The 15,425-nt window shown below is 69.3% G+C and carries 14 protein-coding genes; 12 read left to right on the forward strand and 2 right to left on the reverse strand.

Annotated elements, in window-relative coordinates:
- Positions 1 to 5: 5 nt before the first annotated feature.
- From OOT46_RS04340 to OOT46_RS04375, 8 genes are read left to right on the forward strand one after another with little or no spacing between them, the layout of a single operon-like run.
- Entirely contained in the window at positions 6 to 374 is a 369-nt protein-coding gene (locus tag OOT46_RS04340; protein ID WP_265402361.1) for a response regulator, read from the forward strand.
- Entirely contained in the window at positions 371 to 697 is a 327-nt protein-coding gene (locus tag OOT46_RS04345; RefSeq protein ID WP_265402362.1) for an STAS domain-containing protein, read from the forward strand. The genes OOT46_RS04340 and OOT46_RS04345 overlap by 4 nt, the downstream gene beginning before the upstream one ends.
- A complete protein-coding gene (locus OOT46_RS04350) occupies positions 694 to 2,730 on the forward strand; it encodes a chemotaxis protein CheA (protein ID WP_265402363.1) in 2,037 nt (678 codons plus the stop codon). The genes OOT46_RS04345 and OOT46_RS04350 overlap by 4 nt, the downstream gene beginning before the upstream one ends.
- A gap of 31 nt (positions 2,731 to 2,761) precedes the next feature.
- Entirely contained in the window at positions 2,762 to 4,420 is a 1,659-nt protein-coding gene (locus tag OOT46_RS04355; RefSeq protein WP_265402364.1) for a methyl-accepting chemotaxis protein, read from the forward strand.
- Between the two features lie 22 nt (positions 4,421 to 4,442).
- The gene (locus OOT46_RS04360; protein WP_265402365.1) at positions 4,443 to 4,964 is read left to right on the forward strand and encodes a chemotaxis protein CheW; all 522 of its coding nucleotides are present in this window, start codon (positions 4,443 to 4,445) and stop codon (positions 4,962 to 4,964) included.
- Positions 4,965 to 4,988: 24 nt separating this feature from the next.
- Positions 4,989 to 6,923, forward strand: a complete 1,935-nt coding sequence (locus tag OOT46_RS04365; RefSeq protein WP_265402366.1) for a HAMP domain-containing methyl-accepting chemotaxis protein — start codon at positions 4,989 to 4,991, stop codon at positions 6,921 to 6,923.
- 13 nt (positions 6,924 to 6,936) lie between these two features.
- Positions 6,937 to 7,737, forward strand: a complete 801-nt coding sequence (locus OOT46_RS04370; protein ID WP_265402367.1) for a CheR family methyltransferase — start codon at positions 6,937 to 6,939, stop codon at positions 7,735 to 7,737.
- Positions 7,734 to 8,798: a protein-glutamate methylesterase/protein-glutamine glutaminase gene (locus OOT46_RS04375; protein WP_265402368.1), complete on the forward strand. Its 1,065-nt coding sequence runs from the start codon at positions 7,734 to 7,736 to the stop codon at positions 8,796 to 8,798. Before OOT46_RS04370 ends, OOT46_RS04375 begins: the two co-directional genes overlap by 4 nt.
- A gap of 20 nt (positions 8,799 to 8,818) precedes the next feature.
- Here the strand turns inward: OOT46_RS04375 and OOT46_RS04380 are convergent, their stop codons facing one another.
- Positions 8,819 to 9,727: an alpha/beta fold hydrolase gene (locus tag OOT46_RS04380; protein ID WP_265402369.1), complete on the reverse strand. Its 909-nt coding sequence runs from the start codon at positions 9,725 to 9,727 to the stop codon at positions 8,819 to 8,821.
- Between the two features lie 58 nt (positions 9,728 to 9,785).
- A complete protein-coding gene (gene yihA, locus OOT46_RS04385) occupies positions 9,786 to 10,586 on the reverse strand; it encodes a ribosome biogenesis GTP-binding protein YihA/YsxC (protein ID WP_265402370.1) in 801 nt (266 codons plus the stop codon).
- A 60-nt stretch (positions 10,587 to 10,646) separates the two neighbouring features.
- On the opposite strand from yihA, the gene OOT46_RS04390 reads away from it, so the two are divergent.
- The 4 genes from OOT46_RS04390 (at position 10,647) to OOT46_RS04405 (ending at position 15,397) form a co-directional block, all read left to right on the forward strand.
- On the forward strand, positions 10,647 to 11,264 hold the full coding sequence (locus OOT46_RS04390) for a c-type cytochrome (protein ID WP_265402371.1): 618 nt from the start codon (positions 10,647 to 10,649) through the stop codon (positions 11,262 to 11,264).
- 178 nt (positions 11,265 to 11,442) lie between these two features.
- Positions 11,443 to 13,569, forward strand: a complete 2,127-nt coding sequence (locus OOT46_RS04395; protein WP_265402373.1) for a cytochrome c biogenesis protein ResB — start codon at positions 11,443 to 11,445, stop codon at positions 13,567 to 13,569.
- Positions 13,566 to 14,903, forward strand: a complete 1,338-nt coding sequence (gene ccsB / locus OOT46_RS04400; RefSeq protein ID WP_265402375.1) for a c-type cytochrome biogenesis protein CcsB — start codon at positions 13,566 to 13,568, stop codon at positions 14,901 to 14,903. The genes OOT46_RS04395 and ccsB overlap by 4 nt, the downstream gene beginning before the upstream one ends.
- A 56-nt stretch (positions 14,904 to 14,959) precedes the next feature.
- Positions 14,960 to 15,397: a hypothetical protein gene (locus tag OOT46_RS04405; RefSeq protein WP_265402376.1), complete on the forward strand. Its 438-nt coding sequence runs from the start codon at positions 14,960 to 14,962 to the stop codon at positions 15,395 to 15,397.
- Positions 15,398 to 15,425: the final 28 nt, after the last annotated feature.

Here is a 15,425-nt window from a genome sequence, read left to right on the forward strand (position 1 = left end):
ACACCATGGCAAAGACCATCATGATCGTGGACGACTCTGCCTCGCTGAGGCTGGTCGTGGGCATCGCGCTCAAGGGCGCGGGCTACGAGGTCATCGAAGGCAGCGACGGCCGCGACGCGCTGGACAAGCTCAAGGGCCAGAAGGTGCACCTCATCGTCAGCGACCTCAACATGCCGAATATGGACGGCCTGAGCTTCGTGAAGGCGGTCAAGTCGCTGCCCAGCTACAAGTTCACGCCCGTCGTGATGCTGACCACCGAGAGCGGCGACGACAAGAAGCGCGCCGGCCAGGAAGCCGGCCTGAAGGCCTGGGTGGTCAAGCCCTTCAAGCCCGAGCAGCTGCTCGCGGTGGTGCAGAAGCTGGTGCTGCCATGAGCACGGCATCCACGGCGCGCCCGGACGGTGTGCTGCGCATCGAAGGCGAGATGACCATCTACCGCGCCGCCGAACTCGGCCCCCTGCTGCTGGCCGCGCTGACGCCGGCCGGCGCCCTGGCGCTCGACCTGGCCGAAGTCACTGAATTCGACAGCGCCGGCCTGCAACTGCTGCTGGCCGCGCGCCGCTCGGCCCGAGAGCTGGGCGGCGAACTCCGATTGAGCGCCACCAGCCCAGCCATCGACGAGGTCCTGGGCCTGCTGTCGCTTGGCGAGGAGGTCGGCCTCACGACGCCCCACTCCCCCCAGGAGCAAGCCGCATGAACCTCGACCAGGTCCTGCATGCCTTCATCGCGGAAAGCCGCGAACTGCTGGCTGAGATGGAGAGCGCGCTGCTCGGCATCCAGGCCACCGAGGGCGAGGCGCGCAGCGAAGCGATCAACGCGATCTTCCGGGCCGCGCACACCATCAAAGGGTCGGCGGGCCTGTTCGGGCTCGACCGCATCGTCGCCTTCACCCATGTCGTCGAGAGCGTGCTCGACGAGGTGCGTGCCGGCCGCTACACGGTCGATGACCCCATGGTGGCGCTGATGCTCGCCTGCGGCGACCACATGCGGACCTTGATCGACGCCGCCGAGATCCAGCGCGGCGACCCGGACGCCGGCGTGGCAGCCCAGGGCGAGCCGCTGCTGCAACGGCTCGCGATCTACCTGCCGGGTGCCGACGCGACGCCGGGCCAGTCGGCCCTGCCGGACGCGGTCCCGGCGCCGGCCGGCCGGCGCTGGCAGCTGTCGGTGCGCTTCGGCACCGAGGTGCTGCGCAACGGCATGGACCCGCTGGCCTTCATCCGCTACCTGGGCACGCTGGGCACGCTGGTCCGCGTGCGCCTGCTCGCCGACCGCCTGCCCGGCCTGCAGACGCTCGACCCCGAGGCCTGCCACCTGGCCTTCGAGATCGAACTCGACAGCGAAGCCTCGCAGGAAGCCATCGAAGCTGTCTTCGAGTTCGTCCGAGACGACTGTGAACTCCACGTGCAGGCTGTGTCCGACAACCCGGCCACGCCGACGCCCTCGCCTGCTTCGCAGATTGCGTCGCTGCCTCCTGCCCCTGACCCGGCGGCGTCTCTCGAGGCCCCGGCGAGCGCCGCGGCGCCGACCGCCCGACCGACCCGCGAGGCGCGAACCGGCGAACGCGCCTCGGTGCGCGTCGACGCCGACAAGCTCGACCGCCTGATCGACCTGGTCGGCGAACTGGTCACCGCCTCGGCCGGCGCCCACCTGGTCGCCCGCAAGGTGCGCGTGCCCGAGCTGCTGGAAAGCCACGAGGCCCTGGCGGCGCTGGTCGAGCAGGTGCGCGATACCGCACTGCAGCTGCGCATGGTCAAGATCGGCACCACCTTCAGCCGCTTCCAGCGTGTCGTGCACGACGTCTCGCGCGAGATCGGCAAGGACATCGGCCTGGTCGTCGACGGTGAGGACACCGAGCTCGACAAGACGGTGGTTGAGCGCATCGCCGACCCGCTCACCCACCTGGTGCGCAATGCCATCGACCACGGCATCGAGCCGGCCGAGCAGCGCCTTGCACGCGGCAAGCCGGCGCGCGGCACGGTGGGCCTGAACGCCTACCACGACTCGGGCAGCGTGGTCATCGAGGTGAGCGACGACGGCGGCGGGCTCAACCGCGACCGCATCCTCGCCAAGGGGCTGGAGCGCGGCCTGGTCGAGCCCGGCAAGCACCTGTCCGACGCCGAGATCTTCAACCTCATCTTCGAGCCGGGCTTCTCGACCGCCGCGCAGATCACCAACCTGTCGGGCCGCGGCGTCGGCATGGACGTGGTCAAGCGCAACATCGCGGCGCTGCGCGGCAGCGTGCAGATCCGCAGCACCGAAGGCCATGGCACCACCGTGACGGTGCGGCTGCCGCTGACCCTGGCCATCATCGACGGCTTCCAGGTGCGCGTGGGCCGCTCGGTCTTCGTGGTGCCGCTGGAGATGGTCGAGGAGTGCGTGGCCTTTGCCAACCAGTCCTCGCACGATTACACCGACCTGCGCGGCCAGGTGCTGCCAGTGGTGCGGTTGCGCGAGCTGTTCGGCGTGCAGGGCGCGCGCGGCACACGCGACAACCTGGTGGTCGTCACGCACGCCGGCCAGAAGGCCGGCCTCGTGGTCGACGCGCTGCTCGGCGAGGTGCAGACCGTCATCAAGCCGCTGAACAAGATGTTCGGCCGCGTGCCGGGCATCGGCGGCTCCAGCATCCTCGGCACCGGCGAGGTCGCGCTCATCCTGGACGTTCCCGGACTCCTCCAGCAGGCCCAGGCGGCCGCCCTCGGCGCGCGCAGCGCGGCCGTGACTGCCTGACCTCTATCCCTCTTTTTTCAAAGGACGAACCATGTTCGGCAACTTCCGCATCGGTACACGGCTGATCGCCGGCTTCCTGCTGGTCACCGCCATCAGTGCCGGGGTCGGTTTCATCGGCATCTCCAACTCCGGCAAGCTCAACGAGATGGCCGACCGCCTCTACGACACCGAGCTGCTGGGCCTGTCGTATGTCAAGGAGGCCAACATCAACCTCATCTATGTCGCACGGGCACGGGCCGAGTACATGCTCGCGTCCACCCAGGAGCAGCGTGAGCGGCAGCTCGCCGTCATGGAGAAGAGCAGCGCGACGATGAAGGACTACCTGGAGAAGGCCAAGCCGCTGTTCCAGAGCGAGGACGCGAAGCGCAACTTCGCTGCGCTCGCGAACACCACCGACGAGTACGAGCGCCTGCTGGGCGAGACCAAGGCCCTGGTGGCGGCCAGCAAGCTGCAGGAGCGCGACGCGGCCCTGAGCACGCTGCTCGGCCGGCTGGCCGAGGCCAACGGCCGGCTCGACACCCTGATGACGGCGCTGAGCGAATCGAAGGAAGCCAATGCCAAGCAGGCCTCCGACGAAACCACCCGCATGTACGAAAGCAGCCGCGCTGCCATGCTGGGCGCGATCGGCCTGGGCTTGCTGCTCGGCATCACGTTGGGCCTGCTGATCAGCCGCGGCGTGACCCGGCCGCTGCACCAGGCGGTCGAGGTCGCCAACCGGCTCGCTGACGGCGACCTCACGGTGCGGGTGGAGGCCACCACGAAGGACGAGACCGGGCAGTTGCTGCAGGCCATGCAGAACATGGTCGCCAAGCTGTCGCAGGTGGTGAGCGATGTCAATGGCGGCGCCGAGGCGCTGGCCGGTGCTTCCGAGGAGGTCAGCGCCACCGCGCAGTCGCTCTCGCAGGCCGCCAGCGAACAGGCCGCCGGCGTCGAGCAGACCAGCGCCTCCATCGAGCAGATGACCGCCTCGATCTCTCAGAACACCGAGAACGCCCGCGTCACCGACGGCATGGCCACCAAGGCCGCCGGCGAGGCCACCGAAGGCGGCGAGGCCGTCAAGGCCACCGTCAGCGCGATGAAGCAGATCGCCCAGAAGATCGGCATCATCGACGACATCGCCTACCAGACCAACCTGCTGGCCCTCAACGCCGCCATCGAGGCCGCCCGCGCCGGCGAGCATGGCAAGGGCTTCGCGGTGGTGGCCGCCGAGGTGCGCAAGCTGGCCGAACGCAGCCAGGTCGCCGCCCAGGAGATCGGCACCGTCGCCAGCGAGAGCGTGGAGCTGGCCGAGAAGGCCGGCACGCTGCTGGACCAGATCGTGCCCAACATCAAGAAGACCTCCGACCTGGTGCAGGAGATCACGGCCGCCAGCGAGGAGCAGTCCTCCGGCGTCGGTCAGATCAATGCCGCGGTCAGCCAGCTCAGCCAGACCACCCAGCAGAACGCCTCCAGCTCCGAGGAGCTCGCCGCCACCGCCGAGGAGATGAGCAGTCAGGCCGAGCAACTGCAGCAGACCATGGCCTTCTTCAAGCTCGCGGGCGCTGCCGGTCAGGCCGCTACGGCGACACGTCGCGCCGCCCCCGCCGCGGCGCGCAAGAGCGGCATCGTCGCCCGCACCGCAGGGCACGCGGCCCCGGCGCTGGCCCTGGCCGGCGACGGCCCCGACGAGTCGCATTTCGGCCGATTCTGAACAGGACCCCCAGGAGCACCCCATGAAGCAGCCCGACCGCCACGCTGCGGCGACCACCGAGCCGACCCAGTACCTCACCTTCATGCTCGCCGGCGAGGCCTATGCCATCGGCATCCTCGCGATCAAGGAAATCATCGAGTACGACAGCCTGACAACCGTGCCGATGATGCCCGAGTGCGTGCGCGGGGTGATCAACCTGCGCGGCGCTGTCGTCCCGGTGATGGACCTGCAGGCCCGCTTCGGCCGCAAGCCCTCGCCGGTGACCAAGCGCACCTGCATCGTCATCGTCGAGGTCGAGGCCACGGACGGCGAGCGCCAGGTGATCGGTGTGGTCGTCGACGCCGTCAACGAAGTGCTCGATATCGCCGCCTCCGACATCGAGCCGGCGCCGGCTTTCGGCACCCGCATTCGCAGCGATTTCATGCAGGGCATGGGCAAGGTGCACGGCCGTTTCGTGATCCTGCTCGACGTCAATCGCGTGCTCTCGCTCGACGAACTCGAAACCCTGGGCCGGCTCCCTGCCGACGTCGCAGAGCCCGCCTGACCCTGTCGTTTTAGGACTCCCGCCATGACCTGGTTCACCCGGCGCAAGCTGGCCCACAAGCTGCTGCTCACCTTCCTCGCCTGCTCGGCGCTGACCGCTGCGGTCGGCGTGTTCGCGCTGTTCCGCCTGCAGGACATGAGCGGCATGATGGCCGGCACCTATGCCAACAACGTGCTGCCGCTGCAGGACGCCGCCGAGGCGAGCGCCCGCCTGTCCGCCAACTCTCGCTCCTACGTGCGCCTGCCGATGCTGCGCAAGCCCGAGGAATTGGAATCGACGCTGAAGCGCGCACAGAGCTACCGGGACAGCTTCGATGCAGCGATGAAACGCTACCGGGCCACGGTGTTGAGCGAGAAGGAGCAGGCTCTGCTCAAGGAGCTCGACGCCCAACTTCCGAACTACCACCAGCTCCACGATGATGTGGACCGCCTGGTGCGGGCGGGCAAGTTCGACGAAGCCGCGGTGCTCGTCAACGGTCCGGCGCGCAAGGTCGCCGGCGATGCCGAAGGCGTGCTGCTCCAATTGACCGATGAGCTGAGCCGCCAGGCCAAGGCCACCAACGACGCCGCCACCGCCGACGTGGCCCAGGCCCGCCAGATCCTGCTGTCCGTCATCGTCGGCTCGGTGCTGCTGGCCATCGGCCTGGGCATCGCGGTGACCCGGATCGTGGTGCGACAGATCGGCGGCGAGCCCGACCATGCGGCCGCGCTGCTGCGCCGCGTCGCCGACGGCGACCTGGACGTCGAAGTGACCCTGCGTGCCGGCGACGACCGCAGCCTGCTGTTCGCGCTGCGCCAGATGGTGCAGCGCCTGCGCCAGGTCATCGAGGGCCAGCGCCAGGTGGTCGCGGCGGCCAATCGCGGCGACTTCAGCGCCCGCGTGAACCTCGACGGACTGCAAGGCTTCCAGCGCGACATGGGCCAGGGCCTCAACGATCTGGTCGGCACCACCGGCGGCAGCATCGCCGACGTGGTGCGCGTGATGGGCGCGATGTCCGGCGGCGACCTGACCCAGACCATCGAGCGCAACTACGAAGGCGCCTTCGGCGAGATGAAGCAGTACGTCAACGACACGGTGCACAAGCTCGCCCAGGTGGTGAGCGAGGTGAACAGCGGGGCCGAGGCGCTGGCCGGTGCTTCCGAGGAGGTCAGCGCCACCGCGCAGTCGCTCTCGCAGGCCGCCAGCGAACAGGCCGCCGGCGTCGAGCAGACCAGCGCCTCCATCGAGCAGATGACCGCCTCGATCTCTCAGAACACCGAGAACGCCCGCGTCACCGACGGCATGGCCACCAAGGCCGCCGGTGAAGCCACCGAAGGCGGCGAGGCCGTCAAGGCCACCGTCAGCGCGATGAAGCAGATCGCCCAGAAGATCGGCATCATCGACGACATCGCCTACCAGACCAACCTGCTGGCCCTCAACGCCGCCATCGAGGCCGCCCGCGCCGGCGAGCACGGCAAGGGCTTCGCGGTGGTGGCCGCCGAGGTGCGCAAGCTGGCCGAACGCAGCCAGGTCGCCGCCCAGGAGATCGGCACCGTCGCCAGCGAGAGCGTGGAGCTGGCCGAGAAGGCCGGCACGCTGCTGGACCAGATCGTGCCCAACATCAAGAAGACCTCCGACCTGGTGCAGGAGATCACCGCCGCCAGCGAGGAGCAGTCCTCCGGCGTCGGTCAGATCAATGCCGCGGTCAGCCAGCTCAGCCAGACCACCCAGCAGAACGCCTCCAGCTCCGAGGAGCTCGCCGCCACCGCCGAGGAGATGAGCAGTCAGGCCGAGCAACTGCAGCAGACCATGGCCTTCTTCAAGCTGGACAGCGGGGCGATGCGCAACGCGCCGGCCACGGCGCGCCCCAAGCCCGCCATGCCGGTGCGCAAGCCGGCGCCGGCGGCGGCCCGCCCGGCGCGTCCCGCCTCCTCGGTGGCGGCCGGCGGCGTCGACGAAACGCATTTCGCGAGCTTCTAACGGGAGGTCCGCCATGCAGGCCCTGAGCGACCAGGAGTTCAGCCGCTTCCAGCGTTTCATCTACGAAGAGGCCGGCATCACGATGTCGGCCTCGAAAAAGGCGCTGGTCTCGGGACGGCTGGCGAAGCGCCTGCAGGCGCGCCAGCTGGACAGCTTTGGCGACTACTTCCAGCTGCTGGCCAGCGGGCAGGCCGGTGAGGAGGTGCAGACCGCGATCGACCTGCTCACCACCAACGAGACCTATTTCTTCCGCGAGGCCAAGCACTTCGAGCTGCTGCGCAAGGCGGCGACCGACGCCGCCGCCCAGGGGCGCGCGCTGCGCGTCTGGAGCGCCGCCAGCTCCAGCGGCGAAGAGGCCTACAGCATCGCGATGGTGCTGTCCGACTGTCTCGGCAACCGCCCCTGGGAGGTGACGGGCTCGGACATCAGCACGCGCGTGCTGCAGCGCGCCCGCACCGGCCACTACCCGATGGAGCGCGCCCGCCACATCCCGCCGGCCTATCTCAAGCGCTACTGTCTGAAGGGATTCGGCCCCCAGGAGGGCAGCCTGCTCGTCTCGCGCGAGACGCGCAGCCGGGTGCAGTTCCTGCAGGTCAACCTCAACCAGGCCTTGCCGCAGCTGGGCAGCTTCGATGTGGTCTTCCTGCGCAACGTGATGATCTATTTCAACGGCGACACCAAACGCGAGGTGGCGACGCGGGTGCTGTCCACCCTGCGGCCGGGCGGCTATCTCTGCATCGGCCACTCCGAGAGCCTCTCGGGCCTGGTCGACGCGGTGGAGCAGGTCGCCCCCTCCATCTACAGGAAGCCATGAAGCGCATCCAGGTGATGGTGGTCGACGATTCGGCGGTGGTGCGCCAGGTGCTGAGCGGCCTGCTCAACGCCGCGCCGGACGTCGAGGTCAGCTGCGCGGTGGCTGATCCGGTGCTCGCCATCGAACGCTTGAAGCTCGGCTGGCCCGACGTGATCGTGCTGGACGTCGAGATGCCGCGCATGGACGGCATCAGCTTCCTGCGCCGCATCATGGAGGAGCGGCCGACGCCGGTGGTGATCTGCTCCACCCTCACCGAGAAAGGCGCCAAGACGACCCTGGACGCGCTGGCGGCGGGCGCGGTCGCCATCGTGACCAAGCCCCGGCTGGGGCTCAAGCAGTTCCTCAACGAGGCCGGCGACCAGCTCATCGCCACGGTACGCGCCGCGGCACGCGCCAACGTCCGGCGGCTTGTCGCCCGCGAGGGCGCGAGCCCGGCCAAGCTGAGCGCCGACGCGGTGCTGCCGGCCGCCGCCGCGAGCCGTCCGATGGCGCAGACCACCGAACGTTTCGTCGCGATCGGCACGTCGACCGGCGGTACCCAGGCGCTGGAGGAGGTGCTGACGGCGCTGCCGCGGGTCAGCCCCGGCCTGGTCATCGTGCAGCACATGCCCGAGAAATTCACGGCCGCCTTCGCGGCGCGGCTCGACACGCTGTGCGAGATCACGGTGAAGGAGGCCGAGCCCAACGACCGGGTGCTGCCCGGCCGGGCGCTGATCGCGCCCGGCGGCCGCCACCTGGTGCTGCGGCGCAGCGGCGCGCAGTACCTGGTCGACGTCATCGACGGCCCGCCGGTGAACCGCCACCGGCCCTCGGTGGACGTGCTGTTCCGCTCGGCCGCCAAGGCCGCGGGTGCGAACGCGCTGGGTGTGATCATGACCGGCATGGGCGACGATGGCGCCGCCGGCCTGCTCGAAATGCGCCAGGCGGGCGCGCGCACCCTGGCGCAGGACGAGCGCAGCTGCGTCGTCTATGGCATGCCCAAGGAAGCGGTGCGTCGCGGCGCGGTCGAGCGCAGCGTGCCGCTGGAGGCGGTGGCGCGCGAGATCCTGCAGTTCGCCTGAAGCACTGCGGGCGCGGCGCCTCAGCGCGCGCCGAAGTGCCCGCGCAGCGCGTCGGCCACCAGCGTCGGCTGCTCGTGCAGGATCCAGTGGCTGGCACCGGGCACACGCTTCAGGTCCAGCTGCGGCACCCAGGCCTCCAGTCCCTCCACCAGCGAAGGCAGCAGCGCGGTGTCGGCTTCGCCCCACAACACCAGCGTGGGCAGGCGCACCGTGATCTGCTCGGGCGGGAAGGACAGCCTGTTCACCGCGCTGTCCGCGCCGGTGGCCGGGCGCAGCGGCGAGGCGCGGTAATAGTTCAGCGACCCGGTCAGCCCGGCGCGCCAGACGGCGCGGTACTGGTCCTTGAGCGCCGGCGTCAGCCAGGGCGCACCGTCGCCCAGGTGATCGAAGAAGGGCCACAGCCGCGCATAGTCGTCCTCGGCAAGCAGCGCCTCGGCGTCCGGCTGGCAGAGAAAATTCATGTAGGCGCTGGCCTGCTGCTGCGCCGGATTGTTCTGCAGCTCGCGCAGGAAGGTGCCCGGGTGCGGCGAGTTGAGGATGGCCAGGCGCCCGATCAGCTGCGGCTGCTGCACCGCGAGGTTCCAGGCCACCGCGCCGCCCCAGTCGTGCGCGGCGAGGCCCGCGGCCGGCCCGCCCAGCGCCCCGATCAGCGCCGCCACATCCTGCACCAGGTGCTTGGCCCGGTAGGAGGCGACGTCCGACGGCGCCGACGAGACCTCATAGCCGCGCAGGTTCGGCGCGACGCAGCGCCAGGGCCCGGCCAGCGCCAGCATCACTTCGTCCCAGACGAAGGCGGCCTCGGGAAAACCGTGCAGGAACACCAGCAGTGGCGCTCCGCGCGGGCCGCAGGCCCGGCAGGACAGCCGGATGCCGTGTGGCAGTTCGACGGCGAAGGTCTCGATCGAGGCGGAAGGCATCACGGAGGTCATCGGCGCGCTCCTGTCGGACAGTGGCGCCGAGTATGGGCCCGCTTCGGCGGGCGCCGAGTCACGCAGGCGACGCGCCGGGCGGGGTGTCGGCAGGCTCGGGACCCGGCACGGCCGCGGTCTCGGAGCCCCCCGACGTCGCCGGATGGGCCCAGCCGTACAGCGTGGTCGCCAGATCGCCGAGGCCGCTTTTGTTCAGCGCCGAGAACAGCGTGATGCCGACGTCGCTCTCGTCGGTGACGAACTCGCCCAGCACCTCCTGCGCGTCGCGCAGGGCCTGCGCCTGTTCCTTGCGGTTGAGCTTGTCGGCCTTGGTCAACACCAGCAGCAGCTTGACCTGGCCGGTGCCCACGCGCGGGGCGACAAACTGCAGCAGCTGGTGGTCGAGGTCCTTGATGCCGTGGCGCGGATCGCACAGCAGCACCACGCCGCTCAGGCTGCGGCGCACCTCGAGGTAGTTGGCCATCACTTCCTGCCAGCGCAGCTTGGCCGAACGCTCGACCGCGGCGTAGCCGTAGCCCGGCAGGTCGGCGAACACCGCGTCGGCCGCGGCCTTGGGGCCCAGCTCGAAGAGGTTGATGTGCTGGGTGCGGCCCGGCGTCTTGGAGGCGAAGGCCAGCTGGCGCTGCTGGGTCAGCGTGTTGATCGCGGTGGACTTGCCGGCGTTGGAGCGGCCGACGAAGGCGATCTCGGGCAGCTCGTGCGCCGGCAGCTGGTCGAGCCGGCTGGCGGTGGTCAGGAAGCGCGCCGTGTGCGCCCAGCCCAGCGCGGCACGGGTGCCGGGATCCGGCGCCGCCGTAGCGGAGGACGGGGAGGAAATGGGCGCGGAAGCGGGCGCGCCGGAGCGTGGGGAGTCTGACATCGTGGAGCGCATTGTAAAATCCCGCGGTTTTGCACTCGGCCCACAAATCCCTCCCACGTCATGAAATCGATCGTTTCCCTGCTGCTCGCTGCCCTCGCAGTGGCTCCTGCCGTGGCGGCCGACGCCGCGGCCCCTGCCAAGCCTGACCTCGCCAAGGGCGAAGCCATCGCCACCCAGGTCTGCGCCGCTTGTCACGCCGTGGACGGGTCCCGGGGCAGCCCGGCCAACCCCATCCTGCAAGGCCAGCACCCCGAGTACCTGGTCAAGCAGCTGACGGAGTTCAAGGCCGGCAAGCGCAAGAACCCGGTCATGCAGGGTTTCGCTTCCGCACTGAGCGAGGCCGACATGAAAAACGTTGCCGCCTTCTATTCACAGAAGCAGGCCAAGCCGGGCTTCGCGAAAAACAAGGAGCTGGTCGAGCTGGGCGAGAAGATCTACCGCGGCGGCATCGCCGACAAGCAGGTGCCGGCTTGCGCGGCCTGCCACGGCCCCGGCGGCGGCGGCATGCCCTCCCAGTACCCGCGCCTGGGCGGCCAGCACGGCGACTACACCCTGGCCCAGCTGAACGCCTTCCGCGCCGGCGGCCGGGTCAACAACGCGCAGATGACGGCAATCGCCGCCAAGATGTCGGACCGCGAGATCCAGGCGGTGTCCGACTACATCGCCGGCCTGCGCTGACGCGCCCGGGGCCCCTCCACAGGCCCCACCGCCGGCATGCCGGCCGACGCTGTGACGCACGTACTAGGCGGGTCCCGGGAGGGATGCCCGCCTTTTTGTTTTTGCATGGCCAGCCGGCCACCTGCGGCTTTGCCCAACTTGCCGGCACCCGAAGCGCAGCCGCTCGATAATCCACACCATGTCTGTCACCACCACCGGTCTTGAAGTCCGATCCGGGTCCCGGCCGCTGCGCGAAGCGGTCGAACTGGTTTCCTCGATGCGCTTCGCCATCTCGCTGCTGACGGTAATCTGCATCGCCTCGGTGATCGGCACGGTGGTCAAGCAGCACGAGCCCTTGGTCAACTATGTGAACCAGTTCGGCCCCTTCTGGGCCGAAGTGTTCGGCGCGGTGCGGATGTACTCCATCTACAGCGCCTGGTGGTTCCTGGTGATCCTGGCCTTCCTCGTGATTTCCACCAGCCTGTGCATCGCGCGCAACACGCCCAAGATCCTGCACGACCTGAAGGTCTACAAGGAACACGTGCGCGAGCAGAGCCTGCTGGCCCACCACCACCATGTCAGCGGCGTCCTGGCCGAAACGCCGGACCAGGCGCTGGCCCGCCTGACCGCGCTGCTGCAGCGCAACCACTGGAAAGCGCGTGCTCAGGTGCGCGAGCACGGCGTGATGGTGGCCGCCAAGAAGGGCGGCGCCAACCGCCTGGGCTACCTGGCGGCGCACGGCGCCATCGTGCTGATCTGCCTGGGCGGGCTGTTCGACGGCGACCTGATCGTGCGGCTGCAGATGTGGGCCACCGGCAAGACGCCCTACAGCGGCAGCGGCTTCATCAGCCAGGTGCCCGAGCGCCACCGCCTGAGCCCCTCCAACCCGACCTTCCGCGGCAACATGCTGGTGCCCGAGGGTGGGCGGGCGGGCACGGCGACCCTGAGCCAGTCCGACGGCGTGCTGCTGCAGCCTCTGCCCTTCGAGATCGAGCTGAAGAAGTTCATCGTCGACTATTACGACACCGGCATGCCCAAGCTGTTTGCCAGCGAGATCGTGATCCACGACCTGGAGACCGGCGAGGCCATCCCCCACACGGTCAAGGTGAACCACCCGGCCTTTCACCGCGGCGTGGCGATTTACCAGTCGGGCTTCGAAGACGGCGGCTCGCATCTCAAGCTGACCGCCTATCCCCTGAACGGCGCGGGCAAGCGCTTCGAGATCAGCGGCCAGGTCGGCGGCTCGACCACGCTGCGCAGTGACACGCAGGAGAAGCTCGGGCTGGAGTTCACCGCTCTGCGCGTGATCAACGTCGAGAATCTCGGCGCCCCCCAGGGTGCGCCGGGCACCACCGACGTGCGCAAAGTCGACCTGACGCAGCGCCTGGAGAAGCACCTCGGCTCGGGCGCCAAGCCCCCCGGCGACAAGACCCTGCGCAACATCGGCCCGTCGGTCAGCTACAAGCTGCGTGACGCGAGCGGCCAGGCACGCGAATTCCACAACTACATGCTGCCGGTCGAGCTCGACGGGCAGCGCGTCTTCCTGGCCGGCGTGCGCGACACCCCGGCCGAGGCCTTCCGCTACCTGAGGATCCCCGCCGACGACAAGGACAGCCTGGACACCTGGATGCAGCTGCGTGCCGCACTGCAGGACCGGGCGCTGCGAGACCAGGCGGTGGGCCGCTATGTCGCCCAGGCGGTCTCGCCCGACAAGCCGGAGCTGGCCCGCCAGCTGACGCTGTCGGCGCAGCGCGGCCTCAACCTGTTCGCCGGTGTCGAGCCGGGCAAGCCGGGTGCGCCCCGCACCGGGGGCCTGCAGGCGATTGCCGACTTCATGGAAGCCAACGTGCCGGAGGCCGATCGGGCCCGCACCTCCGAAGTGCTGATCCGCATCCTCAACGGCGCGCTGTTCGAGTTGGCCCAGCTCGCCCGCGAACAAGCGGGGCTGCCCGCGATGCAGGCCGACGACAAGACCCAGGCTTTCATGACGATGTCGGTGCTGGCACTGTCGGACGCCGCCTTCTACCCGGCGCCCGTGCTGCTGGAGCTGAAGGACTTCCAGCACGTGCAGGCCAGTGTCTTCCAGCTGGCCCGCGCGCCGGGCAAGAAGCTGGTCTACCTGGGCTGTCTGCTGCTGGTGATCGGCGTGTTCGCGATGCTCTACGTCAGGGAACGCCGACTGTGGATCTGGCTCCAACCGGAGCAAGCCGGCACCCGACTCACCGCTGCCCTGTCGTCCACCCGCAAGTCGCTCGACACCGACCGCGAATTCGACTCCCTGAAGGCAGCCCTGCTGCCCGCCCCCCCGCCACCGGAGGCACGATGAACACCACCACCCTGAACCTCGACGAACCCGGCTATCTCTCGCGCCGCAGCTGGTTCGACTGGCTGTTCGCGGCGCTGATCGTGCTGGGCGCCGGCTTCGCCTTCCAGCGTTATGCCGGCGCGATGGACGGCTACGAGAAGGGCATCCTCATCGGCGTCGTGCCCTTCGCGATCTGGCTGGGCTGGTCCTGGCGCCCGCTGCGGGCCCTGATGCTGGGCAGCTCGGGCGTGGCGCTGCTGGCCATCGGCCTCTACAGCCGCACCGCGGACGCCTTCGGCGCCGACCTGGCGCAGGCCGAGCAGGTGTTCCTGCTCAAATATTTCCTCTCCAGCCAGAGCGCGATCCTGTGGATGAGCGTGCTGTTTTTCATGAGCACGCTGTTCTACTGGCTGGGCTATCTCGGTCGCAGCCCCGACAACACCGCGGAGCGCCTGGGCTCGCGCCTGGCCTGGGCGGCCGTCACCATGGCCCTGGTGGGCACGCTGGTGCGCTGGTTCGAGAGTCACCAGATCGGCCCCGACATCGGCCACATCCCGGTCAGCAACCTGTACGAGGTCTTCGTGCTGTTCTGCTGGCTGACCACCACCTTCTACCTCTACTACGAGGACCAGTACAAGACCCGCGCGCTGGGCGCCTTCGTGATGCTGGTGGTGAGCGCGGCGGTCGGCTTTCTCGTGTGGTACGTGTTCGAGCGCGGCGCCCAGGAGATCCAGCCGCTGCTGCCGGCGCTGCAGAGCTGGTGGATGAAGCTGCACGTGCCGGCCAACTTCATCGGCTACGGGACCTTCGCGCTGGCCGCGATGGTGGCCTTCGCCTACCTCGTCAAGCAGCAGGCGGGCGAGACCCGCTGGTACAAGCTCGCGCCGCTGTGGGCGCTGGGCGTGGTGCTGTGCTTCGAGCCGGTGGTGTTCCGCCGCAGCGCCGAGGGCAGCGGCATCTACTGGATGGTCTACTTCGGCATCGCCGCTCTGATCGTCGCCGGCATCCTGATGGGCCGTCGCCGCATCGCCGCCCGCCTGCCGGCGCTGGAGCTGCTCGACGACGTGATGTACAAGTCCATCGCGGTCGGTTTCGCCTTCTTCACCATCGCCACGATCCTGGGCGCCCTCTGGGCCGCCGAGGCCTGGGGCGGCTACTGGAGCTGGGACCCCAAGGAGACCTGGGCGCTGATCGTCTGGCTCAACTACGCCGCCTGGCTGCACATGCGGCTGATGAAGGGCCTGCGCGGTACCGTGGCGGCCTGGTGGGCCCTGGTGGGCCTGGCGGTCACGACCTTTGCCTTCCTGGGCGTGAACATGTTCCTCTCGGGCCTGCACTCCTACGGTGAGCTGTAAGCCAAGGCGCGGCTGGCGGCGTATAGTGGGTCGATCCACCGCCCGCGCCGCCTGTCATGCCTTTTGTCGCCCGCAACCTGCACGGTGTTGTTGTCAGCCTGCACCTGGAGCCGACACCGCAGACGCAGGAATTCCTGCCCGATGACCATCCCGACGTGGAAGCCTTCGTCGGCCGCAAGCCGCAGCCGGCCCACCCGGAGGGTGAGCGCTTCCAGGCCCTGGACGCCGACTTCGTCCGGGTGCTGGAAGACGTGATCGACCTGCTGATCGCGCGCAACGTCATCCGCATCACCGACCTGCCGCCCGAGGCGCAGCAGAAGCTGTTCTCGCGCAAGAGCTTCCGCGACAGCCGCAACCGCAACTCGCTGAAGCTGTTCGACCCGGCCGCGCTCGACGCCGTGACCCAGCTGCCGCCGCTCGGCGCGGGGAGCAGCACCGCGACTGCCGGCCTCGACGTCATCGACACCGATTTCCACGACGACCTGGGGCGCTGAGGCCCGCCATCCCCCAAGAACTGGGGAG

The organism is Aquabacterium sp. A7-Y (assembly GCF_026153205.1).
Lineage (GTDB): Bacteria > Pseudomonadota > Gammaproteobacteria > Burkholderiales > Burkholderiaceae_C > Caldimonas.

Excerpts from the sequence above, each read along its gene's own strand:
- ccsB (WP_265402375.1), top strand. The coding sequence starts at position 13,566 with ATGAACACCACCACCCTGAACCTCGACGAACCCGGCTATCTCTCGCGC.
- OOT46_RS04395 (WP_265402373.1), top strand. The coding sequence starts at position 11,443 with ATGTCTGTCACCACCACCGGTCTTGAAGTCCGATCCGGGTCCCGGCCG.
- OOT46_RS04360 (WP_265402365.1), top strand. The coding sequence starts at position 4,443 with ATGAAGCAGCCCGACCGCCACGCTGCGGCGACCACCGAGCCGACCCAG.
- OOT46_RS04365 (WP_265402366.1), top strand. The coding sequence starts at position 4,989 with ATGACCTGGTTCACCCGGCGCAAGCTGGCCCACAAGCTGCTGCTCACC.
- OOT46_RS04340 (WP_265402361.1), top strand. The coding sequence starts at position 6 with ATGGCAAAGACCATCATGATCGTGGACGACTCTGCCTCGCTGAGGCTG.
- OOT46_RS04390 (WP_265402371.1), top strand. The coding sequence starts at position 10,647 with ATGAAATCGATCGTTTCCCTGCTGCTCGCTGCCCTCGCAGTGGCTCCT.
- OOT46_RS04355 (WP_265402364.1), top strand. The coding sequence starts at position 2,762 with ATGTTCGGCAACTTCCGCATCGGTACACGGCTGATCGCCGGCTTCCTG.
- OOT46_RS04405 (WP_265402376.1), top strand. The coding sequence starts at position 14,960 with ATGCCTTTTGTCGCCCGCAACCTGCACGGTGTTGTTGTCAGCCTGCAC.
- yihA (WP_265402370.1), bottom strand. The coding sequence starts at position 10,586 with ATGTCAGACTCCCCACGCTCCGGCGCGCCCGCTTCCGCGCCCATTTCC.
- OOT46_RS04380 (WP_265402369.1), bottom strand. The coding sequence starts at position 9,727 with ATGACCTCCGTGATGCCTTCCGCCTCGATCGAGACCTTCGCCGTCGAA.
- OOT46_RS04350 (WP_265402363.1), top strand. The coding sequence starts at position 694 with ATGAACCTCGACCAGGTCCTGCATGCCTTCATCGCGGAAAGCCGCGAA.
- OOT46_RS04370 (WP_265402367.1), top strand. The coding sequence starts at position 6,937 with ATGCAGGCCCTGAGCGACCAGGAGTTCAGCCGCTTCCAGCGTTTCATC.
- OOT46_RS04345 (WP_265402362.1), top strand. The coding sequence starts at position 371 with ATGAGCACGGCATCCACGGCGCGCCCGGACGGTGTGCTGCGCATCGAA.
- OOT46_RS04375 (WP_265402368.1), top strand. The coding sequence starts at position 7,734 with ATGAAGCGCATCCAGGTGATGGTGGTCGACGATTCGGCGGTGGTGCGC.